Below are 22,489 nucleotides of genomic sequence, written 5' to 3'. Positions count from 1 at the left end.
GTCCGGTACCTGACAGTTAGTCGATCGCCTGCAGGAGCACGGTGCGGACGACGGCGAAGCTCCCCGTGTCCGATTCGCCAACCCGGAACGCCCGTCCCACCAGATACGGATCCCGGAGGCTATCGCTGCGTGATGAGCCGATCACCCACAGGGCATCGCCGGGTCGGGCCGGAGGTGCGGACAGCGGCAGAAAGCCCCGGTAGTCGAGAGATGGAGCCGGCGCGGTGAGCACGTTGTCCAGGAGGGCCGATGCACGGGGAACGCCGTGTGGCATGACTGCTCCGGCCCCTTCCCACACGATCACGCACGCAGGCGGCACGGTCACCAACTCGCCTGTCTCCTCATCGAGCACGTCGTCCCCGTGTCCGAGCACGTCACGACGAAGCTGGACTCGATCGAGAAGGGTCCCCTCGACAACCCGCTGTACCCCGGAGAGGTTAATCGCCACGAGCCCATTCCACGAGCTGCCGCAGCACGGCGGCGGTGACGCCGGCAGGCACGGACTCCAGGTCGTTGCGCGCGAGGGCGGCCCGCTCCATCTCAACGGGATCGAGTGCGGCCAGGAAGGAGACGGCGTCCATACGGTGCTCGTCCGCGACCTCCACGCGGGCCAGGGGGTCGAGTCCGGCGGGCCGCACCTGCGTGGGGGAGGGGTGCAGCACGACGGAGGGCAACCCGTGTGAGTCGGCGCGTACATCCACAGCCGTGACGTAACAGCTTATGTCGACTCCGCCGAGTGCTGCGGCGTACTGCCGCCCGTCAAACCGCAGTTGAAAGCGCTGCACCGTCATGCCCGAGCCTATGCTCGTACGGTCGGTGCCTGCATCCCCGACGAGATGTCAGTCCCCTCCAATATCATCCGCCGTATGACAAATGAATCTTCCCCCATTTATGACGATTTCTGCAAAATATGCCATTCTTGGCTCGACGAAGGCGACTCGGGATACAAGGGTAGGCTTTGTCGTAATTGTTCTCCCGCTGTTCGGCAGGCGAAGCGCTATGGCCTCTCGGTCCCCCACGTCAACGCGATCCTGCGTGTCCAAGGCGACTGCTGCCCCTTGTGTGATGACGGACCGGGCGACGATGCGCTCTATGGCCCCATCTGGTGGAACATCGACCACGACCACAAGTGCTGCAAGGGGTGTCCCAGCTGCGTGCGCGGCCTACTCTGTTCGCCGTGCAACACCCGCCTTGGGTACTACGAGAAACGACTGAGTCAGTCTCGGGCGTCCTGGCCGTCTCCGGTAGTGGACGCCTACCTGGCTAGACCACCTGCACAGAGGCCGGAGGCGAAGGAATTACACTCCGACGATAGGAACTGGGCGAGGGTGCGCTACATCGGAGTAAATGGTCCATGGCAGGGCCTCACCTGGAAGGCTTGAGTCTCTCCAGGTGGCTATGGCGGAGCGCAGCTACTCACCCCAGCCCTCCAGCCGCCCCCAGGATCAACCCCCGTGCCTGCGCCCCGTACACCGCCAGTTGCCGTAGCTCCTCGAACGCCTTCAGGTACAGCGCGATCTCCGACGGCTGCGTGACGTTCACCTGTGCCGTCAGGAGTTCCACCGACACCAGCGTGTCGTCGTAGGCGTGGAAGGTCTCCAGTGGGCGGATGGGGCGGGACGGGGTGTCGGCCGGGATGATGCCGAGGGAGACCTGGGGGAGGGCGCCCGCGGTGAGGAGATGGCCGAGTTGGGCCGCCATCACCTCCGCGTCGCCGAGGCGGTAGTGCAGTGCGGCCTCCTCGACGAGGAACAGGAAGCGGTGGCCCGGCTCGTGGATGATCCGGGAACGGGCCAGTCGGGCCTCGACCGCCGCGGGAACGTCGTCGGGGATGTCGTGGAAGGCGGAGATCCCCGACAGCAGGGCGCCGACGTACCCGCCCGTCTGCAGTAGCCCCGGCAGGACGCGGGCGGAGTAGACGCGGAAGACCCTTGTCTCCTGGTGGAGTTGCCCGTAGCTCTCCTGCAACTGCCGCAGCCGCGCCCGAGTCCTGCGGCGCCACTCCATGTACAGCGAGCCAGCGTGGACGGACTGCGCCACCAGGTCCGCCACCTGCTCAGGAGCCTCGCAGGCCCGGCACCACAGGCGGATGTCCGTGGCGTTGGGCGCGGTGCGGGCGTTCTCGATGCGCGAGGTCTTCGAGTGGTGCCACCCGCACCGGCCGGCCAGCTCCGCCACCGTCAGCCCCGCGTTCCTGCGCAGTTCCCGCAGGCGGGCGGCGACCGCCTCGCGCGCGGCCTGCGCGGAGGACGAGGGGGAGAGGGGCATGGGCGGGCCTGTCTGGGGTGCGGTCAGCGGATCCGGTAGCGGACGTGGTCGATTGCGCGCTCCCACACGGCTTCGAATGCCGCACCGCACAGTTTCGCAGCCGCCGGGTCCTCGCTCATCTCCCCGCCCGCGGAGGCGCCGTCGCCGGTGAAGTGGTTCCAGCGGATCAGCTCCCCGTCGATCAGCCAGAAGTCGTTCCCCGGCAGGCACAGGTCCGACGCCTGCCGACGCGGCAGCCAGCGCACCTGCTCGCCGGCGCCCACGATGATCGGGGTGCCCGCGTGCTCGTAGCGGATGTACTCGGTGACCGGCTCGGAGACGATACGGGCCCGGCGCACCCGCACCCCGCGCGCGACCGTGCGCCGGATGAGATCCACCCAGCTCTCGAAGTAGTCCGGCGGCGGGTCAATCGTCCTCGTGCCGGTGGCCCGCCAGGACCGGAAGTGGGGGCTCTCGTAGTCCACGGCGTACGTGTCACGCATTTCCAGGTGCACGGCCGACTCCCGTGCGCCGTCGAGGAGTTCATCGAACGTCGGGATCTCCCGCGTCGAGCGCATTGCACGCCTCCCTCAACATGTGCACCATGCGGGCCGGAACGCGCACGAGCGCCTCGTGCGCCGGCACGCCCGCCGCGTGGCCCGGCACCGCGGCGGCGTAGCAGCGGGCCTCGTCCTCGGTGCTCGCCCTCCAGCCCTGGATGACGAACTCCTGCGTGTCGGTGTCCACCCAGACGGTCGGGCTCTGGCCCACTTCCGAGTTGGGGTCGACGCCGATGAACACTAACGACATGGGGACCTCCCTGGCCGGTGGTGTGCATTTCCGTGCACCAGAATTCTCCGCACCGGGGACGCCGTCAAGAGTGCGTGAGGAGTCTTGCGGGAGCCCCGAAGTCTGCATGCACAGAAGTGCACATGCGTGGCGGGCGCACAACCGCCGTCCGTAGCGTCCCCACCATGGCGACTTCACACCGGACCGTGGACGCCGAGACTCCACGATCGCAACTCACCTTCCGAATCTCCCGTGACAGCGGCCGCACTTGGAGCAGCGTCTGCCACCTCTACGCGGACTCCTCCGAACCACCCCTCACCGCCCGCTGGCCCGCCTGCCAGTGCCCCCGCCACCGGGCCGGCTCCGTACAGGGCGGGGGAGTCGGCCATGCGGGATAGCCGACTCCGCCGACCGGCGGTCGTACCCGACATCGTCAGCGGCACCGTCGAGCTCACCACCACGCCGCCGCTGGTCCAGCGCCCTTCAGGCATCGGCTACGCGAAGGAGCACCCCGCCGACCGCGACCGCCGCGGCGTCCTGTGGCTGCGCGTCGCGAGCAACCCCGACGGCGCGCGCGGGCGCCCCGAGTTCGGCCGCGTCCACCCCCTGCGCCAGCGCCGCGTGATGCGCCGCCACCTGTGCCAGATCTGCTCCCGACCCGCCTCCCGAACCGCCCTCGGCACGCTCTGGCTGATCGAGGACCACCGCGGGGAGGGGCCGGACTGGCCCGAGGGCTGCGCCACCGTCCACCCGCCCCTGTGCGTGGCGTGCGCCGAGGTCTCCGTCCGCCTGTGCCCGCACCTGCGCGACGGCTGGGCCGCCGTCCGCGCCCAGGACCCGCAGATCCAGGGCGTGTACGGACAGCGCTACACCCCCGGTCTCCTCGCCCCGCGTGCCCAGGGGCCTGGAGTGGTCCGCTACGACACCCACCAGGCGGCCTGGGTCTTGGCCGCCAGCCAGAGCATCACCCTCTACGACTGCACCCTCGTCGACCTCCCCTGAAAGCACACCCCCGCCCAAGGAGCGAACGCCCGTGTCCCTGCACCGACTTGCCGGAAGCACCGTCCTCGTCACCGGCGCCGGCGGCCTCATCGGCAGCCGCGTCACCGCCCGCCTGCGCGAGCTCGGCGCCCGCCCCATATCCGTCTGCAAACTCGACGCCTACCCGCCGGAGGTCTACCGCCGGCGGGTAGGCATCGACCCCGACGACCCGGACTTCGTCGTCGGCGACATCGCCGAACCCAGCCTGGTCAGACATGCGATGCGCGGCTGCGACTACGTCATCCACGCTGCCGCCTGTACCCGCGCCCCCGTCGCGGCCATCGACGCCAACGTCTCCGGCACCCAGCACGTCCTGGACGCCGCGGCCCGCTCGGGCTCCGTACGGCGCCTGGTCTTCGTCTCCTCCGCCAGCGTCTACGGCAACGGAACGAGCGGGCCCGCCCCCACCCGCTTCACCGAGGACGCGGCCGTGCACCCGGTGTCCGTGTACGGAACCAGCAAGGTGTGGGGCGAGTACCAGACCGCCGCCGTCCTCGGCGCGGCCGACGTCTCGTACGCCGTCGTGCGCTACTTCTCCGTCTACGGGGAGCCGCAGGTCGTCAAGGAGGGCTCGCACTCCTGGGTGGTGGCCTGGTTCGCGATGCGCGCGGCGCTCGGACTGCCCCTGCACCTCAACGGCGGCGGCGCCCAGATCCGCGACTTCGTCCATGTCGACGACATCGCGACCGGCACCCTGCACGCGCTGGCCGCCCCCGGCGCACACCGCCAGACGGTGAACATCGGCACCGGCGTGGCCACCACGATCCGCCAGGTCGCCGAACTCGTCGCCCGCTACCACTCGGGCTGCGACCTGGTCGAGACCCCGATGCCGCCCGGCGACCCCGAGGGCGGCTACGCCTCCCTCACCCACATGATCAAGACACTGGGCTGGCGCCCCGGCATCACCGCCCCCGAAGGCGTCGCCCGCTACGTGCGGTGGCTCACCCGTACCCCTGACGCGATCCCCGCATGGCTACGGCACGAAGCCGCAGCCTAGGGGCCTGTCCGGCGGATCATGACGATGACAGAGTGTGTCCGTGAGTTACAGCATCTTCCTGCTCAGGTTCGTAGACGGCGAGCCTGTCGCGTTGGACGCCGAACGGTTTCGGCAGGCGACGGAGCCGTACGTGATGGGGGGAGAGCTGGGGGAGGGTTTCTCCCAGCTCCGCGCAGAGGACGGGGGCGAAGCGGACCTGTACCACGAGTCTCACGGCGAGAACGGGATGCAGTGCGTGACGGCGACGCGCTTTGCCCCTGGCGCGATGCTCAACGTGCTCACCCGGCTGGCGGCAGCCCTCGGAACCTCGATCGTCCCCCAAAGCAGTGGGGCACTCATCTTCCACGAGGAGGAGCGTCGTCACCTTCCTGTGGAGCTTCAGGGAGACGCGGTTGTCATAGCTCCCACAGGGGACGCTTTGCAGGCGGTATTCGACGCGACCTAGATGCTGTGCGGACTTCCCTGTCTGCGCCCCGGCGTCCGGTACACGTCACCAAGCTCTTCGAGCAGGGGGTATCCCCTGCCGCACGCCGTTGCATGACCCGCGACAGGCACGCGCCGACCACCGCTGCACCCGTGCTCACACGGACGACGGGGAACTCCGGACAGGACCTACAGAATCGGCGGCCTACCCAACCGCGTCAGCTTCCACACCGTGCGCCACCGCATCGGCCGACGCGGACCGCACGGGGTGCGCCAGCCCTCTGCGAAGCCGCCGAACCACGCCTTCAGCCCCGCGACGTTGCGCGTCCGCAGCACTGTGAGCGCGATCCACACGCCCAGGTAGACGGGGATCAGGGGAGCGGGGAGATGGCGGCGGGCCAGGTAGACGCGGTTGCGGGCGGTCATCCGGTAGAAGAACGCGTGCCGGGCCGGGGAGGTCCTCGGGTGCTGGAGCAGCAGCTTCGGCTCGTAGACCACCCGCCAGCCCGCGTCCAGCGCCCGCCAGGCCATGTCCGTCTCCTCGTGCGCGAAGAAGAAGGAGTCGGGCCAGTCGCCGACCTGGGCCAGCATCCGGCCCGACAGCGCGTGGCCGCCGCCGAGGAACGTCGTCACCTCACCGCCGCGCATCGGGTCGCCGGCCCGCAGCCGGGGGACGTGGCGGCGCTGGGTGACACCGGTCTCGTCGGCGATACGGAAACCCACGACGCCCAGCCGCTCGTCGGCGGCGAACAGGTCGGCCAGGTGGGCGACCACGCCGTCGTCGACCAGCAGGCCGTCGTCGTCGAGGTCGACCACGACGTCCATGTCGCGCAGGCGCTCCATGGCCGCGTTGCGACCGCCGGTCACGCCGAGGTTCTCGGGCAGCTCCACCGTCTCCACCCAGTCGGGCAGCCCGGCGAGCGAGCAGCCGTTGCCGACCACCACGGTGCGGGCCGCCTCGACCGACTGCCCCTCGACCGAGGCGAGCAGCGCCGCGAGCTCCTGCGGCCTCGTACCCATGGTCACGACGGCCACGCCGACCTTAACGCCCACCGAACGCCGACTTTCGAGGACCTGATGCCTTCACGAACATCGCAGAAGCCTAGCGCGGCCCCGCTGCGGGAACTGGCCACGGAGGGCCGCCTTCCGGACCACCAGTACATGGACCGGCACACCCTGGCGTGGATCGCGGCGAACCCTCCCGGGCAGCCCCCGCGAGCCGCTGTGGCTCGTACCGCGCACCCGCTGGTACGCGGACGCCAGGCTCGCCGACTCCCTCCACGGCGCCCTGCACGGAGCCCGCGTCTCCCTGCTCGCCCGGCTCCTCGCCGAGCAGCACGGGCTGGATCGGGAGGACACCGCCGCGCTATGCGTTGCCGGCGCCGTACACGACTGCCGCCGCCTGGACGACAGGCACGATCCCCACCACGGGCGCCGGGCCGCCGACTGGTTACGCGGCCACGCCGGGGAGATAGCCCCCTCCCTGCCGACGCGGGCCGTTGAGAAGGCCGCGATCGCCATCGCCCTGCACGACGTCCCGTACGACGCCTTCACCCCTGACGACCGGCGCGACCACGAGCAGGCGCGGCAGCACACCGACCTGCTCAAGGCCGCCGACTGCCTGGACCGCTACCGCCTCCCTCTCCGGCGCTGGTGGCCGGACCCGACCCGCCTGCGGACCACCATCCCCGACCGGCTCCACCCGCTCGCCCACCACCTCGTCGTCACCAGCGAGCAGGCCCGGCTCGACGGCGCCGACCCCGAGCACGCCATGGCGCGGGCCGCGGAAGCGACGCTCCTCCACCGGAACCGGAAGGGGGCCCCGCAGTGCTGACCGACTGGGAGTACGCCCACACCGACCACACCCGGGGAGCGACCCGCCCCGAGCCTGCCGGCCTCGCCGCCAGTGAAGCCGACTGGCGCGCCCGCCTGGAACAGGCCCCGAACGGCTGGCTGCTCCACTCCAACGCCATGACCCGGACCCTGGCGAGCGGCGGCCCCATCCACCTGATGCACACCACCGTCGCCCTGGACGCCATCCGAACCAGCGGCCGGCTCTACGCGTCCACCGGCTGCCTGGCCGCCGCCCTGTACTGCGCCCCGCTCACACCCGAGCCCGCCGGGCTGCGCCCCCACAACCTGGGCGGCTACCTGCTGGAGACGAAGCCCCACACCCGCACGCTCGTCTTCGAGATCCGCCCACAGGCGCCCGTACCGCCGCTGGGCATCGACTACCTACGCCTGGGCGGCGTCCACCTGCGCACCTACCTCGCCCACCGCGACCTCCTCACCCCCGCCGAGGACGCCGGCCTCCGCGAGCGGGCGATGGCCCGGATACGGACCGCGGCCGACTTCCTGGACCTCCTCCTACGCAACGCGGCCGGCCGCCGTACGCCCGAAGCGGCGTTCGTCGACCGACTCGCGGCGACGATCCCGGCGTTCCCCTTCCTCGGCTACCTCTACTTCGAGGTGCTGTCCGAGTACCTGATGCTCCACTCCACCCACCCGCGCACGAAGGAGTACGCACGCAACGGCGAGCTCGACAACCGCCTCTACAAGCAACTCGCCTTCGCCGCGGTGGACGGCATGGACCGGCTCTTCGACCTCTCCCGCTTCCGCCCCGACCACACCCGCCTGTACGCGATCATCGAGCGCATCGCCCCCGAACTCGCCCTCGGAGCAGCCGAGTACACGCGCCAGCGCCTCTCCCACGTCTTCGCCGGTACGGCCCTGGCACCGACCCAGGACACGAGCACGTACAGCTTCCGCGACGCCGACGCCGACAGGCTCCTCACGGAGACCCCCCACCTCCTGGGCCAGCTCCTCTTCCGCGAGATGCGCACCCTGGACCGCTACCCCCAGCTCTACCTGGCCTTCGAGCAGGCCAAGGCGCTCCAGGCGTGGACGTACTGGAACCGCTGGCGGATCCCCACGCGCTTCCACGCACTCCCGAAGGGCGAGATCGGCATCAACCCGGCCTACCCCGGCCTGGACTACACGGTCTGGACAGCGGAGACCTGCGCCCGCGGCCTACTCCACCCCGTCGAGCAACTGGACGTCACCCTCACACCGCGCCTCGCGGACCTCCACCTGACGGCGATGCGCAGGGACGAGACAGGCCGAGCGGCGGGACACCGGCTGGAGAGGACGTGAACTGTGCGTCGCAGCAGGTCACGACACCGCCGTCCGGCACTCCTCGCACCGCTGGATCGCCGAGCGCCCGGTGTTCCCGGCGGTCGCCACCGCCGGGAAGCCGACGTTGAGACGCTGCCAGAGCCCGGGCGGCGGGTCGGGAATCCAGCCCCACCGGGGAGCGGTGACGTAGTGCTCCTCCACGTGGGTGCAGGCTCCGGGCAGGTGCGCGTACGATCAGGATGGCCTGGGCGGGAAAACGCTGCCACGCGGCCCTCTCCGCCGACGCCGTACGGGCCCGCGGCACGGGCCCCCTACCGGAGCAGGCGCATCCCAGCCCCACGATGCAGTCACACCGCTCACACCGTTCCTCGTGCACAGCCCGTCTGTCCCCTCACGCCGCACCGGTGCCGGTCCGGTACACGATCTTCCCGTCGAACTCCTCGAACCCCAGCTCCCCGTAGAAGGAGCGGGCCGCGCGTTACGCGGCGTGTTCCACCCCAGCGGGGATCGACTCCACGAACCTGACCATTTCCAGGTGGTACGCACTCCGAGCCGGGTCGGGGAACCGCACCGAGTGCCGGTAGTAGCGGTGGAAGGCGATGATCAGTGCCGCGTGCTCGATCTCGGCTGCCAAGAGGCCGAGTTGGGCCGGAGTGAGCGCCGCGACCTCCTGGTACCCCCGCAGCAGCTCAGCGAGCCGAGCCCCCTCCAGGACCCCGTCCACCTGCGCCAGACCCACCGCCGCCATCCCCAGGTTCCACCATCACTTCGGCCGCGGCCTTCCCCACCATGCCGACCGGCGAGAGCAACGCCGGCTGCATAAGGTGCGGCCCCCGGACATCGGCCGGCACTGGGAAGCCCACGGGACGTGGATGCGCCCGCCGCTCCTCATCGACCAGCGCCTCCTGAACCCGGCAGACAGCGGACTGCAGGTCCTGGAGGGCCGCACCCGCGTCGGAGTGCTGCGCGGCCACCACCGCGAGCAGCTGCGCGTCGCCCCACCACCAGGCATGGGTGGGACGTCCGTGAGAACCTGCCGCGTCTCACTGCGTACGCTGCGAGTATCTAGGTATTTTCGAGAAAGAGCTGTGGATGACTGAGAAGGCGTCCGTTCCCGGACCGCGCCGTGACATGGCGATGCACAACGACTGGTGGGTGTCAGGCTGGGAGCACGTCCTGCCCCGTCAGGGCTTCCCGCTGACCATGCTGATCGGGACGGCGTGCCAGCCCGGTTTCACCGGCTCCCTGGACGACCTGGTACACGAGATCTTCGACGGGCACTGGGACATGATCGGCGGCGACCTCGACGGTCCCCTCACCTTCTCCTGGCCGGACGAGGAATGGGACTACGAGGCCGCGCCGGAGGGCCGCGAAGCATGCGAGGCGGCCCGCTGGGAGCAGTTCAGCACCATGCTGACGACCGCCGGCTTCCCGGTGCCCACCACCGTGCGGGACCTGTCCGAGCTCTACCTGACATGGGGCCTGGCCCGCCGCGAAGAGACACAGGGCGGCACACGATGGTCGATGCCCGCCGCGCTGCCGCTGCCCGGCGACTTGCTGCCCTTGGACCCCGAACTCACCGAGCGCCTCGACGCGATCCGCTGGTCGATGCGCACCGGCCCGCTCCTCGCCACCCTCATCGACCACCTGGTCAGTGATCTGGGTGAACCGACAGAGACCCTCACCTCCCTGGACCGGCTTGCGGCAGCCACAGGCCAGGACGTCGACGACGTCCGGTTCGCTCTCGCGGAACTCGTGAAATCCGGCGACGCCCGTGTCCAGCGCGGCCAGGAGCCAGCCGACGCGGAGCGCCTGGAGGCCCACCGCCGCTTCCGCCTGGTCATGGACTGGGAGCACTTCCACGACAACCGCATCCAGATCAGCCGCGGTGACTGAGGCCGCGCACGGCATCGTGGGGACCAGCTATTGGTAACTGCGGCTAGGGCCTGTGTGGGGTCGTGATCAGTATTCGTATTCCGCTGCCGCGCCGGGACGTATCGCGGTAGAACGCCGGTGTGACGCGCCGCCAGCTCAGCGACGACCAGTGGGAACTCATCAAGCCGTACTTGCCGATCGGTGAGTACGGCCCCTACCCGGTGAAGCTGCGTGACCAGTTCGAGGGAGTGATCTGGCGCTTCCGGTCCGGCGCTCAGTGGCGAGAGATGCCCGAGGAGTTCGGCCCCTGGCCCACCGTCTACGGCCGTTTCCGGGTCTGGCGGGACGCGGGGGTCTTCGCCGCGCTGCTGGAAGGTCTGATCGCCGCGGCCGTTTGGCGGGGGAAGACGGACTTGTCGCTGGTCAGTGTGGATTCCACGACTGTCCGGGCGCATCACGATGCCGCCGGGATGCACATCGATCCCGAGGTCATGGAGGCCCTGGAGGAAGCCGTGCGGGAGCAGGAGCAGGCCCGGAAAAAGGGGGCGGCCCGGAGGGACGAAACGGACAGGATGTCGTAGACGACCCCGGCCGGGAAGAGCGGCGACGCGTCCGGCGCCGACGAAAAGGCCGCCTGAAACAGGCCCTGCTCGACAGATCCAGAGGCGGCCTGACCTGCAAGGTCCATCTCGCGTCCGACCGTAGGTGCCGTTTGCTGTCGATCGTGGTGACCGTCGGACAGGCCGCCGACAGCCCGCAGTTCGTCCCGGTCTTGAAGAAGGTCCGTGTCCGGCTGCCCGTCGGGCGTCCCCGCACCCGGCCCGCCGCCGTGGCCGGGGACAAGGCGTACTCCTCCCGCGCCAACCGCGCCTACCTGCGCAAACGCGGCATCAAGGCCATCATCCCGGAGAAGAAGGACTAGGCCGCCCACCGCAAGAACAGAGGCCGCAGGGGCGGCCGGCCCGTCACCCACGACGCGGACCTCTACAAGGACCGCAACACCGTCGAGCGCATGATCAACAAACTGAAAGCCTGGCGAGGTATCGCCACCCGCTACGACAAGACCCCCGGGAGCTACGACGCCGGCCTGCACCTCAGGGCCTCCATGATCTGGATCAACGACCTCATACCGACGACCAGATGATCACGACCCCACACAGGCCCTAGTTGACGTCAGGGTTCGCCACCGCAACGGCAAAACCTCCACGCTCAACACTACCTCGCGTCACCCCTTCTGGGACGCAACCGACCACCGCTGGGTCACCGCGAGCGAACTCCAACCTGGCCACACCCTCGCCACCGACAAAAACCAGCAGGTCACAGTCGCATCCATCCGCAACGCCCCCGGCGGCGCGGACATGTACAACCTCACTGTCGCCGAACTCCACACGTACTATGTACTCGCCGGAAATACGCCGGTGTTGGTGCACAATACGTGCGGCGACGATCCTGCGGTCCTCTATCGATCTCCTGGGAATGGCAAGAAGGCCAGCGAGTCTAATGGCCTGAATGCGGCCAATCATGGTGGTGACCATCCGACGGCGTATCTCTCTAATTTGCCTGAGGGTGCGGCGCACTATGCGGGCAATGGCCACGACCTGGGAATGCATGTGTTTACCATGAAACCGGGATTCCGAGAGGCATTCGGCGACCTAGAATTCCCGCTGGAGAATTCGATGGGGCTGACTGAGGGGCTGACTGAATGGAGGATACCGGCGGGACGGTTCGATGAGTTCAACTCCTACATCGATCATGATTTGACCGAATGGTGGGATGCGGCCGACGGTCATTTCTTCCCGCCGCCGGGATCGATACATTCTCCGTGATGCTGCCGGAGTGGGATGATCCTGAGGGAGGGTTGTCCCACTCGCTGCAAGAAAAGTTGGAGTTTAAGGTGACTGAGTCTGGCGGTTCTGAGCGGTTCGCTCGCTTCGTGGAGCGCTTGAGCCTGGCACTTGGCGCTACTGCAGAGGTTCGTGAGGTTGTGCCGCGCGTCCCGGCCGACGGGCGAGTCTATTCGCTGGTATATGCGAATCGGCCGAAGCTGGGGTTTGTGACCGGGATTACCTATGGTCTCTCGTCGTTGGTCGATTCACCGGCTTCGGGGCGCGAGCTTTGCATTTCTATGCACTCGGATGATCTGGAGTGGGCTATGGTCCCAGCGATCACCGTGGCCGCCTTGCGTGGCTTGTGTCCTTTTGAGCCCGGAATGGTGATTGGCTACAAGAAGCCATATGTTGAAGGCTCTGGTTTGAGCAGTCTTCTACTGGGGGCGCCTGAGGCCAAGCTAACGATGGATCACCGGATTGATCTTGGATTCTTGCCGGGCCGAGACGTCGTTGATTTTGTAGAACTCGTTGGGGCGTATCCGATCTATCCAGCGGAGAGGAATTTCTTCCATGCCCACGGGGCTGAAATGGCATGGAATTCTGGATGGGACCCAACCGATCCGATTCGACCCGCCTTGGTATGACGGAAGCGGCCCCACTGGAAGTATCTCCGGCGGGGCCGCTGGCGGCGTACTGCGAGGGTCTGACGGCAGTAGTTGACGGCAACGTCAGCGGACAAGTGCTGCATAGCGCGGGGGCTCGTCGCCGTCGTCGGCCCGGATCGCGGTCTCGTGGGGAGTGCGAAGGGCGTTGCCGAGGAGGTCGATGGCATCGCGCTGGAGGCGTAGCCGGACGTGGGCATACACGGTGGCGGTGACGCCGATGTGGGCGTGCCCCAACAGCTCCTTGATCACGACGAGTTCCACCCCCTGCTCCAGCAGGAGGGTCGCCGCCGAGTGGCGAAGGTCGTGGAACCGGATGCGGCGCAGCCTGGCCCGGCGGAGCAGGGTGTTGAAGTGGCGGGTGAGGGTGGCTCCTTCGATCGGGGAGCCGTCGGGGCGGGTGAAGACGTAGCCGCTCGCCTTCCAGCCCGTCCCTGCTGCTTCGCGTTCCTGATGCTGGCGGTCCCGGTGCTGTTCGAGGGAGCGCAGGCACTCGGTGGGCAGTGCGATTCGCCGCTCCGAGCTCTTGGTCTTGGTCGGGAGGGCGGTTAGGCCACCGCTGTTGGTGCGTTGGAGGGTGCGTCGGATGCTGGCGGTTCCGCCGGCCAGGTCGAGGTCTTCCCAGCGCAGGCCGAGGAGTTCGCCCTTGCGGAGGCCGGTGTGGAGAGCGAGTTCGAACAGGGCGTGCAGCCGGTGTCCGCGCGCGGCGGCAAGGAATTGGCGCGCTTCCTCGGCGGTGAGGGGTTCGAAGCGGCGGGGCCGAGGCGTGCCGATGCGGACGTTGCGGGCGACGTTGCGCGGGATCTCCTCCTCACGCACCGCGTGCTCCAGTGCGGACTTGAGGACGGAGTGCACGTAGGCCAGCGTCAGCGGCGAGAGCCGCTTGGCGCAGCACTTCCCCACAGCGCAGCAGCGGGGCTCATCGCGGGCCGCGTCCAGGCCGCGGGTGCAGCACTGGCAGGTAGTACGGAGCTGGGTGAGCCAGGTGCGGACGTCCTTGGCCGTGAGCTTGGCGAGCTTCTTCTTGCCCAGCCCAGGGATGAGATAGTGCCGGGCGACGGCGGTGTAGCGGGTGTGGGTGTTCTCGCGGAGCTGGTGGACGGCGACGTTCTCCAGCCAGTACGTCAGGTATGCGGCCAGGCTGCCCTGCGCGGAGGGGGCGGGAAGACCGCGGTTGCTGGCGGCGATCTTCTCGGTGAGCTTGGCGAGGGCTTCCTTTCTGGTGGTGCCGTAGACGCGGATGCGCTTGCGGGTGTTGCCGAGGGCGAGCACGTATCCGGCAGCCTCCCAGCGGCTGTCCTTGCGCTGGTAGACGGTGCCGTCGCCGTTGGCGCGGACGCGGCGGGAGGCGGGGGTGTCTCGGGGTGTGGTCATCAGGCGGCTTCCTGTTCGAGGCGGGTGTGGATGAAGTCGGTGAGGGCGTGGGTGGGGATGCGGCGGGCGCGGCCGAGGATGATCGAGGCGAGCTGGCCGGTGCGGAGCAGGTCGTAGACGGCGGAGCGGCCGAGCTGGAGGCGGGCCATCACCTGGGGCACCGTCAGCAGCTCCAGCGCCGGTGCCGCCTCGGCGCGGAGGGCGGTAGGCGGGGGCGAGGCCATCAGCAGCCCCCTTCGGCCGTGAACTGCCGTTCCAGTTCCTTGCGGTGCCAGACGTCGGCCGCGAGGAGGGCTGTGCCGGGGCTGTATCCCGAGCCGAGGTAGTCCCAGTGACCGATGACGAGAGTGGTCGTCGGGTCGGACTCGGGCAGGCCGGCGTGGGTGCGGGCCTGTTCGGTGCGCCAGGTGCGGCGGGCGTCGCGCAGCGCGCCGAGGGTGGTGGAGTAGCTGCGGGACTTGGTGGAGAAGTGGCCGCGGAAGCCGAGCATGTGTGCCCACTTCTGGAGCTTGAGGTGGGCGAACTCGGGCAGCTTGCCGAGTTCCCAGCAGGTGCGGATCATGCGTCGCACGTGGCGTGCGACGGGGAGCCGGGTCAGCGGGCGGGCCTGTCCGGTGCCGTCGCAGGCGGTGCACGGCAGCGGCGTCCCGTGGGGCAGCACGGTGGCGCCGCGTCCCTGGCAGGGACGGCAGAACAGTGCACTGTCCAGGGCGCCGGAGGCGTCGGTGGACTTGGTGGCGTACTTCGCCACGTAGGCGGCCACGGCCTGGTCGGTGAACTCGGCGTCGGCTCCGAACGAGGCGATCTCGCGCACGTCAAACTGTTCGCCCCAGCCGAGTTCACGCTCCCCCACCGCATCCGACTTCACCGTGACGTGAACCCGCTTGGCGGCGGCGCGGGCGGCCTTGGTGAGTACGGCGACGGTGGCGTACGGCGGCGGGGGCGCGGTGTTGCCGTCCGGGCTATCGAGTCGGATCACGGCGTGGAAGTGGACCAGGCCGCGCTGCTGGTACTCGGCGACCTTCGCGAAGGAGACCCGCAGGACCGCGTGGGCATCCTTCTGGGTCATGCCGAGCCCGGCGGCGATCTCGCGGCGCAGGTACGTGGTGAAGCGGGCCCACAGGGCGGAGGCGTGGGCATTGAACAGGACCGCGCCCTCGTAGTCGTACGTCGCGGGGTTCAGCGGCGTCCCGAGCAGAGCGTCGCCAGGTTCGTGGAGTTTGCGGCAGCGGCAGGGCCGGATGCCGCCGCCGGGGGTGGTGAGGCGGTTGTGGACGGGGCCGAAGGACGGCGGGGTGAGGGTGACGAAAACGCGGGGGTGGGTGCGGACGGTGTCGGGCACGGTCTTGCCGCCGCACAGGCCGGCGCGGATGAGGTGGTAGGTGTCGGCGGCGTAGAGGCGGGAACAGGCCGGGCAGCGGGAGGAGCGGCGGTTGCCGCACGCGGTGAGCAGGCTGCCCGTGGGCTCCTCGGAGGAGGCATAGGTGCGCAGTACCTCGCCGGTCGTGGTGTCGACGGTGGTGGTGTGGCCGGTCAGGCGGATGGGTTCGGTGCAGCCGCCGAGGCGTTCGATCTGCTGCTGTGCGCGGTTGAAGTCGGGGTGGTTGACGAGGTGGAGCAGGTCCCGTACGGCGGGGCTTGCCACGTGGCGCAGGTCCAGGGTGACCATTCGGGGCGTGTCCCTTCTGTTCGTGCGGGTGGCCCCGAGCAGCAACCAGCCGGATCTGTAGGCGTGTTGGCGCTGCTCGGGGCATGACGAACCAGACCCAGGGGGTGGGCGTGGGTTCAGCGAGGGGGATGCGGCCGGTGAGGCCGGGGCTCAGAGTTGAGCGAGTGCGGTGGTCGCCACTGGCAGGGCGATGCCCAGGCGCGTGCCCAGGTGGGCGGCGGTGATCGGTGTTCCGTGCTCGGCGTGGTGGGTGTCCGCGATGCGCCGGGCAGCGTCCAGCAGCGCGGTCGGCAGAGCTGGGCCGGAGGCGGGCCGAGTCGTCTTGGCGACGGCGACGGGCGGAACAGCGGCCGGAGCCGGAGCCGGGGCGGGTTCCAGTTCCTCGGCCGGGGAGGTGACGACGGCCGGGGCGGGCGTCGGGGGCTCGGGTGCGGGTGCTTCGTCGGGCACCGGTTCAGAGATGGCGGCGGCGGCCTCCAGGTGCGGGGTGGGGTGGGTGAGGGTGTGGAACTGGGCGAGGAAGGCGGGGCCGACGTGGCCCCAGCCGAGGAGCAGGAGCGGGGCGACGGTGTCCAGGCAGGCCCGTCCGTAGCGTCCGGTCAGCAGCGGTTCGGCGGTGTTCAGGGCGAGGGTAAGCAGCCCGCACAGGTGCAGCAGTCGGGTCCCGGCCTTCAACTCCGCCTTGGGTACGCCGTGTAGGGCGAGGAAGCGCAGGGCGACCAGGAGTCCGACGACGGACAGGTCGACCATGGGGGCGATCAGTGGCGCGATCGGGTGGGGGACGCCGAGCCGCAGGGCGAGGGCCCAGACGTTGCCGAAGGAGAAGACGAAGGCCAGGGCCGCGATGACCGCCATGACCACGGTCACGGTGCGCCGGGTGAACCGTTCCTCCGCCATATCTCCAACCTCCTTTCTGGCATGGGCTGTTCGGGCTACTTGGCGAGCGGGACAGGGGCGCCGTCCGGTCCTTCTCCGTCGGGGAACGTCCGGCCCGTCGAGTCGAGGAGGGCATCCAGGCACAGGGCAGGGTCGGCGGTCAGATCAGAGGTGGCCTCGGCGACACGAGCCGCGTCAGCGTCCGAGACGTAAGGGGTGCGGATGCGGGTGTAGCCGGGGCGGCCCTGCATCGCCATCACCGCGACGCCGACGTAGGCGGGGTCCTGCAAGGTGACCGGGCTGGCGTCGCCGACGTAGGCGGGGTCCTGCAAGGTGACCGGGCTGGCGTCGGGCCAGTTGCGGATGTCGTCACCCAGCGCGGCCACCGCGGCTTCCACGGTCTTCTGCGCGAAGGACAGCCCGATGGGGCACACGTCGCGGATGAAGGTCGGCAGAGCGTCACCGGTGGTCTTCTGGCTGATCAGGATCACCAGGATGCCGACGCTGCGGCCCTTCTTGACCAGGTCCTCCACCAGCCGGGCGTTCTCCGCCGTCAGCGCGCCCAAACGTTTCGTCTCGGCGTCGCTGCCCTTGTACTCACGGAAGTACGTATGCGCCTCATCGATGATCAGGACCGTGAGCGGCCACTGCGGCGAGGGGCCGACGTGCCACATGTTCTTCACCCCCAGCACGTCACGGATGGTCGAGGACCGGCGTCGACGCAGCTCCACCAGCCGCTTGAACAGCGCGTTCGCTTCGTCGAGGTCGTCCCCGCAGAACGCGAACATCCGCTTGACCAGGTCGGCGTAGTCACCCTCAGAGGCGCGGGACACCTTGCCGTCCGCAGTCACGATCTGCACGGCCGGGGAGGGCGCGAAGTCGCAGACGAACTTGTTGACCGTCGAGGTCTTGCCCGCGCCGGGGGTGCCGGCCACGGTCACGCCGGGCACGTTGGCCAAGGACACGCACACCTTGGCGGCGTACTCATCCACGCCCAGCTCCCAACGCGTCAGGTCCGTGGGCGGGAGGCCGGTGGGCCGGTGTGAGGTCGGCGTGGTCAGGGGGTCGGAGCGCACACCCCGGATCACCACCTTGCCGGGGCCGTCCGGCAGGACGGAGACCCGCGTGCACTTCCAGGCGTCGGCCAGGAACCGCGCTGTCTTCTGGTACTCCTCCAGCCCGACCTGCGGCAGCGTCTTCGCCCGCACGACCACGCCGAACCGGTCCGGCTTCACCTTGATCCGGGGCGTGAGCACGCGGGGCGCGGGGGCGGGGCCGTCCTTCTGTGCGGTGATCTGCGCGAGCAGGCCCGGCGTCTTGTCGGTGACCGTCAGCCCAGCCATCCGCGCGAGCCGCACCCAGCCCCAGCGCACCCGGACGGCCTGCCGCATGCTGACCCGCGTGCCCCGGTCGGCCCGCACGTAGCGCACCACCGTCCACAGCAGCCACACACCGACCAGCGCAGTAGCGATCGGCAGCGCGTACGACGCGTATCCCTTGATGGTTTCCATATCAGGCCCCCTCTTCTCGTATCAGGCGGAGCATGTGGGCCAGGTCCAGGCGGGCCGCGTGCTCCGGGCTCAGGCCGAGCAGATCGAGCACCGTGGCCGAGGCGGCGAACGTGGCCTTGCCCTCGGTCCCCGGCAGGGGCCGGAGCGGATACAACTCCCGTTCCAGCACGGGGTTTTCGAAGTGGATCACTGGGTTGCCTCCACGGTCACCAGCTCCAGGCGGGCGGCGCGGTAGGCGACGCCGTCGGAGAGCTGCCCGTTGAAGATCCGCGCCCATGGAGTCGCGAACAGCTCGACGGGCCGCACCATCGCGCCCGGCTTGAGTCCGGCCGCCAGGCCCGTCTCCGGGACGGTGATCTTCAGGACCTCGGCCCGGCCGTCCTCCATGAGCATCACAGTCACCGTGTACAGCGACGCACCGGTCTCCCGGTCGGTGGCGACCTCCCCGGTCTGCTGGTCCTTGATCTTCAGCACCGGCTCGGTGCCCGCGATGCACACCGCCGACGGCAGCAGAGCAACACGGATACGGGTCATGGCCATGCCATCACATCCTCGTTCGATGGAGCCGCTTGATCGACTCACCATGACCATAGCGGCACGCCCGCTACACACGCGACACTCGATTCGTATCGCTACGCCGATACGGCTGGAACGCCGAGGACGCCCGGGTGTGCCCTGAGTGCTGACGCCGCTACCCTCATGCCATGAAGCTGCCACTGGGAGAGGACCCCCGGCCGCCGTACGTCCAGGCCGCCGACGTCCTGCGCGCCGCCATCCACGACGGCGAGCTGCGCCCCGGCGAGCGACTCCCTGCCGCGCGCGATCTGCAACGGCGCTTCGGACTTGCCAGCTCCACGGTCCAAAACGCTCTGCGGCTCCTCAAGGGCGAGGGGCTGATCTACTCCGTCCTGGGCCGAGGCAGCTACGTGCGCGCGCAGGAAGCGCCGGCCGAAGCGAAGACGGAGGCCGCAGCGGGCGACGAGACCGACTCCGGCGAATCCGATCCCGCGTACACAGGTCTCGGCGACCTCCGGCGCGGCTGGCGGACCGCCGACAGTCCCGCTGACGATCCACGCCCCCCGTACGTGCGGACCGCGGACGAGCTCCGCAAGCAGATTCAGGACGGTCGGCTCGCGCCGGGGGCCAAGCTCCCGTCCGCCCGCGACCTGCAAGCCCAGTACGGCATCGCCAACTCCACCGCGCAGAACGCCCTGCGGGTCCTCAAGGAGGAGGGGCTGATCTACTCCGTGCAGGGCCGGGGCGTCTTCGTCCGCCAGCTCAGCCCGCGCGATCAGTTCCTCAAGCGCTACAACGAGGGGCTGGAGGAGATGGCGGCGCAGCGCCGGGCGGATGAGGAAGCGGTGCGGCTCAGCGGCAAGAGCGACGACGAGGTAGCCGCCGAACTCGCCGCCGCCGAGGAACGGTTCGCCAAGGCGAGCGTCGAGTTCGAAGCCGCCACCGCCCACCGCGACGCCATGCGCGCCGTCATGGAGCAACGCAAGCGCCTCAGCGGCAACTACACGCCCGAAGAGCAGGCCGCCAGCGTCCAGCGCCTATACGACCGGCTGAACGAAGACAGACGCCGACGCTGAACCTGCCGCACCCGGCGGAGTGGCAGGACGCATAGCACGGGGCGCGTGTAGCACGGGGAGTGTTGTTCAGAATTTCTTTACTTGATTTTTTTCAAGGCGGCCCGCTGGCGCGGCCCGCGCGCGCCCGGCCCTGCGGGGCCGCCGCCCGCTCCTGTCTCCGCCCCGCTTGCCGACGGCCCGCCGGTCCGGGCGCGCAACAACCAGCACAGCCAACCTTTTCCGGGGCTCCGCCCTAGACCCCGGCCCTCCCTCCGAGGGGCAGGGGGCCGACTTTCGGGTGCGGCTTCGTCGTGGTGCGGGGTTCGGGGCCGCGGGTGGGGTCCCTCGTCGGTCGGTCACCGGAGGCGTACCAGGAACCCCCGGGGGCCGCCAAGGCCAAGCGCACGCGTCACGATGTGAGCCTTGGCGGCCCCCGGGGAACCCTGGCACGGCGAAGCTGCCCGACCGACGAGGGACCCCACCCACTCAGGCCGTCTGTCTGCCGGGCCGGCCGCGTCCTTTGCGGTGGGCCCGGTCCAAGGGGCCTTGGCTTCGTAGGCCCGCGCGCCAAGGCCAGGCTGGCAAAGCACGGAAGACAACAGGGCGGGCATGCCAGACTTTGCCCATGACGTCGCATGCACTGCATCTCACCGCCGCGATCACACACGAAGGCGAGTGGTACGTGGCCCGCTGCCTCCAGGCCGAGGTCACCAGCCAGGGCGAAACCATCGAGGAGGCCCTCACCAACCTTCGCGAAGCCCTGGAACTCTACTTCGAGGACGCCCCGGCCCCCGAAGTCACCGATGTGATCACCGCACCCGTCGAGGTCCGTGTCGCATGAGCCCCGCCGTACCCACGGGCCTGTCCGGCACCCAGATCGCCAAAGCCCTGGAGCGCGCAGGCTTCGACCACATCTCCACGCGCGGCAGCCACGCCAAGTACCGCAAGGACGACCGCACCGTCATCGTGCCCCTGCACCGCTCGCTCGCGCCCGGCACCCTGCGCTCCATCCTGCGGCAGGCCGACTGGACCGTGGACGACCTCAACAGCTTCCTGAAATAGCCACCCCGGCTCCGACCCCTGACGGCAATGGTAACGGCAACAACCACGGACCCCGGCACACCCGAGCGGACGTTTACGGACTGACGCGCCGTATCTGACCTGCGAAAACACAGGCAGGGCCATCCCGCGAGCACACGTACTATGTGCTGGCGGGAACCACTCCAGTGCTAGTGCACAACAGCTGTGGTCCCGTAAAGAACAGCAAGGCGGATGATCTCCCGTTCGAGCAGATGGCGGCCGACTTTGAAGGAGTCACCAAAATCTCGGCTGGAACGTCAGAATTCACGCAAGCTGCGGCGGGAAATGGTAGCTACCTCTGGACCGTGGGTGAAGGTGGTGAGCTCAACATGGTTCGGAGTTCGCCGGGCATCCACCACACAATCGCATCCGGTGGGGAACCCGTGATGGCCGCTGGCCAGGTAATCTTTAATGGTGGCCCGGTCACTTCCTTCGATAACATGACGGGGCATTATACGCCGACACCAGAATGCGCATGTGTCTTCATTCAAAGGGGAGTGGATGCGTTTGCCGCGCAAGGGATCAGGATTCCACTGAGCGCAATTAGGGACTACGGCGGGATGGCTCCGTGATGACTGTTAATGAGGATCTGCGGAGTATTCAATCGCTTCGCGATCGCGAGCTTTCCGCATGGCTTGACGCGCATGCAGATGCTTCCGCATCACCCCAATGGTGGTGGGGCATCCTGGAGTCCATCGAGTCGAACGCAAGTGGCTTGCGGAACATCTCGCCAGATCAGAGGAGTGATCTGCTCGGCGCTGGCGCTCGGCTATTGGCCTCGGGGGGCGCGCGGGGAGAGCTGTCACCTTCCCTGGTTGCCTACTGGCAGCTGCGGCTTGCTGTTATCGCTACGCGTTACGATTCCGGGCTTCCTGGACTGATTGGGACGCTTACACCAGAAGGTGCGGTCAGGTGGGCTGTAAGCAACATGCCGGCTTCACGCGAAGAGATAGTCGGCTATGCCAGAGAGCGCGCATATCGCTACCGGGATGCTGGTGACGATTTCTATGCGCCCGTCGGTGTGGCCTGTCAAAATCGGGAGCAGCGGGACCCTCGTATCGACTTGCTGCAAGATGTGGAGCGGGTCCTCTCTGCATTGGAGTGGATTGATTCATCTCGCCTAGAGGAAGCTCTCCGTGCAGAGGTGGAAGCCTGGTTGGGAATCCGGCCGGAGCTGAACATGTAGCGCACTGAGCCTTTTCCAGTAACGGATCATGGCATTGCGTGATCGTTCAGATGGTGCGGTCGTACTCGATCTGGAGCGGGACGAGGGCTGCGGCGGCGATCTTCGTGATGCGGCTGGGGTCCGGACTGACCCGGCGCAGGGCCTTGAAGGTGGTCTTGAGCAGGGAGTGGGCGCGCTCGCAGACGCCGTGGATGCCGCGGATGACCTTGTTGTGGGTCTGCTGG

The 22,489-nt window shown here is 68.9% G+C and carries 28 protein-coding genes and 3 pseudogenes; 14 read left to right on the top strand and 17 right to left on the bottom strand.

Going from position 1 to position 22,489, the window contains the following annotated elements; genetic code table 11:
- Positions 1-16: 16 nt before the first annotated feature.
- Positions 17-448: a DUF6093 family protein gene (locus ACFQLX_RS19750; protein ID WP_386417015.1), complete on the bottom strand. Its 432-nt coding sequence runs from the start codon at positions 446-448 to the stop codon at positions 17-19.
- Positions 438-674 carry a hypothetical protein gene (locus tag ACFQLX_RS19745; RefSeq protein WP_386417014.1) on the bottom strand — a complete coding sequence of 79 codons (237 nt, stop codon included), beginning with the start codon at positions 672-674 and terminating at the stop codon, positions 438-440. Before ACFQLX_RS19745 ends, ACFQLX_RS19750 begins: the two co-directional genes overlap by 11 nt.
- Before the next feature lie 162 nt (positions 675-836).
- Here ACFQLX_RS19745 and ACFQLX_RS19740 point away from each other — a divergent pair, with 162 nt between their 5' ends.
- The gene (locus ACFQLX_RS19740; RefSeq protein ID WP_386417012.1) at positions 837-1,382 is read left to right on the top strand and encodes an endonuclease domain-containing protein; all 546 of its coding nucleotides are present in this window, start codon (positions 837-839) and stop codon (positions 1,380-1,382) included.
- Between the two features lie 34 nt (positions 1,383-1,416).
- Here ACFQLX_RS19740 and ACFQLX_RS19735 read toward each other — a convergent pair whose 3' ends face one another.
- Genes ACFQLX_RS19735 through ACFQLX_RS19725 form a run of 3 tightly spaced genes read right to left on the bottom strand, consistent with a single transcriptional unit; the run spans position 1,417 to position 3,057 of the window.
- The gene (locus tag ACFQLX_RS19735) at positions 1,417-2,268 is read right to left on the bottom strand and encodes a helix-turn-helix domain-containing protein (RefSeq protein ID WP_386417010.1); all 852 of its coding nucleotides are present in this window, start codon (positions 2,266-2,268) and stop codon (positions 1,417-1,419) included.
- Between the two features lie 23 nt (positions 2,269-2,291).
- The gene (locus tag ACFQLX_RS19730; RefSeq protein ID WP_386417009.1) at positions 2,292-2,825 is read right to left on the bottom strand and encodes a DUF6879 family protein; all 534 of its coding nucleotides are present in this window, start codon (positions 2,823-2,825) and stop codon (positions 2,292-2,294) included.
- The gene (locus tag ACFQLX_RS19725; RefSeq protein WP_386417008.1) at positions 2,791-3,057 is read right to left on the bottom strand and encodes a hypothetical protein; all 267 of its coding nucleotides are present in this window, start codon (positions 3,055-3,057) and stop codon (positions 2,791-2,793) included. The genes ACFQLX_RS19730 and ACFQLX_RS19725 overlap by 35 nt, the downstream gene beginning before the upstream one ends.
- A 366-nt stretch (positions 3,058-3,423) precedes the next feature.
- Here ACFQLX_RS19725 and ACFQLX_RS19720 point away from each other — a divergent pair, with 366 nt between their 5' ends.
- From ACFQLX_RS19720 to ACFQLX_RS19710, 3 genes are read left to right on the top strand one after another with little or no spacing between them, the layout of a single operon-like run.
- Positions 3,424-4,038 (top strand): hypothetical protein, encoded by a 615-nt coding sequence (locus ACFQLX_RS19720; RefSeq protein WP_386417007.1) that lies wholly within the window; start codon positions 3,424-3,426, stop codon positions 4,036-4,038.
- A gap of 31 nt (positions 4,039-4,069) precedes the next feature.
- Positions 4,070-5,074, top strand: a complete 1,005-nt coding sequence (locus tag ACFQLX_RS19715) for an NAD-dependent epimerase/dehydratase family protein (protein ID WP_386417006.1) — start codon at positions 4,070-4,072, stop codon at positions 5,072-5,074.
- Positions 5,075-5,114: 40 nt separating this feature from the next.
- Positions 5,115-5,519, top strand: a complete 405-nt coding sequence (locus tag ACFQLX_RS19710) for a hypothetical protein (protein WP_386417004.1) — start codon at positions 5,115-5,117, stop codon at positions 5,517-5,519.
- A 167-nt stretch (positions 5,520-5,686) separates the two neighbouring features.
- Here the strand turns inward: ACFQLX_RS19710 and ACFQLX_RS19705 are convergent, their stop codons facing one another.
- On the bottom strand, positions 5,687-6,517 hold the full coding sequence (locus tag ACFQLX_RS19705; protein WP_386417067.1) for a glycosyltransferase family 2 protein: 831 nt from the start codon (positions 6,515-6,517) through the stop codon (positions 5,687-5,689).
- Between the two features lie 430 nt (positions 6,518-6,947).
- Positions 6,948-7,301: a hypothetical protein gene (locus tag ACFQLX_RS19700; protein ID WP_386417002.1), complete on the bottom strand. Its 354-nt coding sequence runs from the start codon at positions 7,299-7,301 to the stop codon at positions 6,948-6,950.
- A 23-nt stretch (positions 7,302-7,324) separates the two neighbouring features.
- Here ACFQLX_RS19700 and ACFQLX_RS19695 point away from each other — a divergent pair, with 23 nt between their 5' ends.
- Positions 7,325-8,650, top strand: coding sequence for a hypothetical protein (locus ACFQLX_RS19695; protein ID WP_386417001.1), 1,326 nt, complete (start codon positions 7,325-7,327; stop codon positions 8,648-8,650).
- An 18-nt stretch (positions 8,651-8,668) separates the two neighbouring features.
- Here the strand turns inward: ACFQLX_RS19695 and ACFQLX_RS19690 are convergent, their stop codons facing one another.
- A complete protein-coding gene (locus ACFQLX_RS19690; protein ID WP_386416999.1) occupies positions 8,669-8,833 on the bottom strand; it encodes a hypothetical protein in 165 nt (54 codons plus the stop codon).
- A 277-nt stretch (positions 8,834-9,110) separates the two neighbouring features.
- On the bottom strand, positions 9,111-9,380 hold the full coding sequence (locus ACFQLX_RS19685; protein WP_386416997.1) for an aminoglycoside phosphotransferase/kinase family protein: 270 nt from the start codon (positions 9,378-9,380) through the stop codon (positions 9,111-9,113).
- 344 nt (positions 9,381-9,724) lie between these two features.
- Between ACFQLX_RS19685 and ACFQLX_RS19680 the strand changes: the two genes are divergently transcribed.
- From ACFQLX_RS19680 to ACFQLX_RS19665, 4 genes and pseudogenes are all read left to right on the top strand, one after another.
- Positions 9,725-10,528 (top strand): DUF6042 family protein, encoded by an 804-nt coding sequence (locus tag ACFQLX_RS19680; RefSeq protein ID WP_386416995.1) that lies wholly within the window; start codon positions 9,725-9,727, stop codon positions 10,526-10,528.
- A 119-nt stretch (positions 10,529-10,647) separates the two neighbouring features.
- Positions 10,648-11,651 (top strand): annotated as a pseudogene (locus ACFQLX_RS19675) (IS5 family transposase).
- A gap of 16 nt (positions 11,652-11,667) precedes the next feature.
- A pseudogene (locus ACFQLX_RS19670) lies at positions 11,668-12,333 on the top strand (polymorphic toxin-type HINT domain-containing protein); the annotation flags it as partial.
- Positions 12,333-12,980, top strand: coding sequence for a suppressor of fused domain protein (locus ACFQLX_RS19665; protein ID WP_386416993.1), 648 nt, complete (start codon positions 12,333-12,335; stop codon positions 12,978-12,980). The pseudogene ACFQLX_RS19670 and the gene ACFQLX_RS19665, both read left to right, overlap by 1 nt.
- Before the next feature lie 84 nt (positions 12,981-13,064).
- On the opposite strand, the gene ACFQLX_RS19660 is transcribed toward ACFQLX_RS19665, so the two are convergent.
- From ACFQLX_RS19660 to ACFQLX_RS19630, 7 genes are all read right to left on the bottom strand, one after another.
- Positions 13,065-14,372: a tyrosine-type recombinase/integrase gene (locus ACFQLX_RS19660; protein WP_386416991.1), complete on the bottom strand. Its 1,308-nt coding sequence runs from the start codon at positions 14,370-14,372 to the stop codon at positions 13,065-13,067.
- Entirely contained in the window at positions 14,372-14,596 is a 225-nt protein-coding gene (locus tag ACFQLX_RS19655; RefSeq protein WP_386416989.1) for a helix-turn-helix domain-containing protein, read from the bottom strand. Before ACFQLX_RS19655 ends, ACFQLX_RS19660 begins: the two co-directional genes overlap by 1 nt.
- Positions 14,596-16,041: a replication initiator gene (locus ACFQLX_RS19650; protein ID WP_386416987.1), complete on the bottom strand. Its 1,446-nt coding sequence runs from the start codon at positions 16,039-16,041 to the stop codon at positions 14,596-14,598. Before ACFQLX_RS19650 ends, ACFQLX_RS19655 begins: the two co-directional genes overlap by 1 nt.
- Positions 16,042-16,191: 150 nt before the next feature.
- Positions 16,192-16,938, bottom strand: a complete 747-nt coding sequence (locus ACFQLX_RS19645) for a DUF2637 domain-containing protein (RefSeq protein ID WP_386416986.1) — start codon at positions 16,936-16,938, stop codon at positions 16,192-16,194.
- Between the two features lie 35 nt (positions 16,939-16,973).
- Positions 16,974-18,428, bottom strand: coding sequence for an FtsK/SpoIIIE domain-containing protein (locus ACFQLX_RS19640; protein ID WP_386416984.1), 1,455 nt, complete (start codon positions 18,426-18,428; stop codon positions 16,974-16,976).
- A gap of 1 nt (position 18,429) precedes the next feature.
- A complete protein-coding gene (locus tag ACFQLX_RS19635; protein ID WP_386416982.1) occupies positions 18,430-18,618 on the bottom strand; it encodes a hypothetical protein in 189 nt (62 codons plus the stop codon).
- A complete protein-coding gene (locus tag ACFQLX_RS19630; RefSeq protein ID WP_356082372.1) occupies positions 18,615-18,968 on the bottom strand; it encodes an SCO3933 family regulatory protein in 354 nt (117 codons plus the stop codon). Before ACFQLX_RS19630 ends, ACFQLX_RS19635 begins: the two co-directional genes overlap by 4 nt.
- A 164-nt stretch (positions 18,969-19,132) precedes the next feature.
- On the opposite strand from ACFQLX_RS19630, the gene ACFQLX_RS19625 reads away from it, so the two are divergent.
- From ACFQLX_RS19625 to ACFQLX_RS19605, 5 genes are all read left to right on the top strand, one after another.
- The gene (locus ACFQLX_RS19625; RefSeq protein WP_386416979.1) at positions 19,133-20,020 is read left to right on the top strand and encodes a GntR family transcriptional regulator; all 888 of its coding nucleotides are present in this window, start codon (positions 19,133-19,135) and stop codon (positions 20,018-20,020) included.
- Between the two features lie 604 nt (positions 20,021-20,624).
- Positions 20,625-20,840, top strand: a complete 216-nt coding sequence (locus ACFQLX_RS19620; protein WP_037691773.1) for a type II toxin-antitoxin system HicB family antitoxin — start codon at positions 20,625-20,627, stop codon at positions 20,838-20,840.
- A complete protein-coding gene (locus tag ACFQLX_RS19615; protein WP_386416977.1) occupies positions 20,837-21,061 on the top strand; it encodes a type II toxin-antitoxin system HicA family toxin in 225 nt (74 codons plus the stop codon). The genes ACFQLX_RS19620 and ACFQLX_RS19615 overlap by 4 nt, the downstream gene beginning before the upstream one ends.
- Before the next feature lie 164 nt (positions 21,062-21,225).
- The gene (locus ACFQLX_RS19610; protein WP_386416976.1) at positions 21,226-21,651 is read left to right on the top strand and encodes a hypothetical protein; all 426 of its coding nucleotides are present in this window, start codon (positions 21,226-21,228) and stop codon (positions 21,649-21,651) included.
- Positions 21,651-22,265, top strand: coding sequence for a hypothetical protein (locus ACFQLX_RS19605; RefSeq protein ID WP_386416974.1), 615 nt, complete (start codon positions 21,651-21,653; stop codon positions 22,263-22,265). The genes ACFQLX_RS19610 and ACFQLX_RS19605 overlap by 1 nt, the downstream gene beginning before the upstream one ends.
- Positions 22,266-22,311: 46 nt before the next feature.
- Here ACFQLX_RS19605 and ACFQLX_RS19600 read toward each other — a convergent pair.
- Positions 22,312-22,489 (bottom strand): annotated as a pseudogene (locus ACFQLX_RS19600) (IS5/IS1182 family transposase); the annotation flags it as partial.

This window comes from Streptomyces polyrhachis (assembly GCF_042663125.1).
In the GTDB taxonomy this organism is placed as follows: domain Bacteria; phylum Actinomycetota; class Actinomycetes; order Streptomycetales; family Streptomycetaceae; genus Streptomyces; species Streptomyces polyrhachii.
Note: the sequence above shows the minus strand (reverse complement) of the source record. Positions and strands in the feature narration are given on the sequence as shown.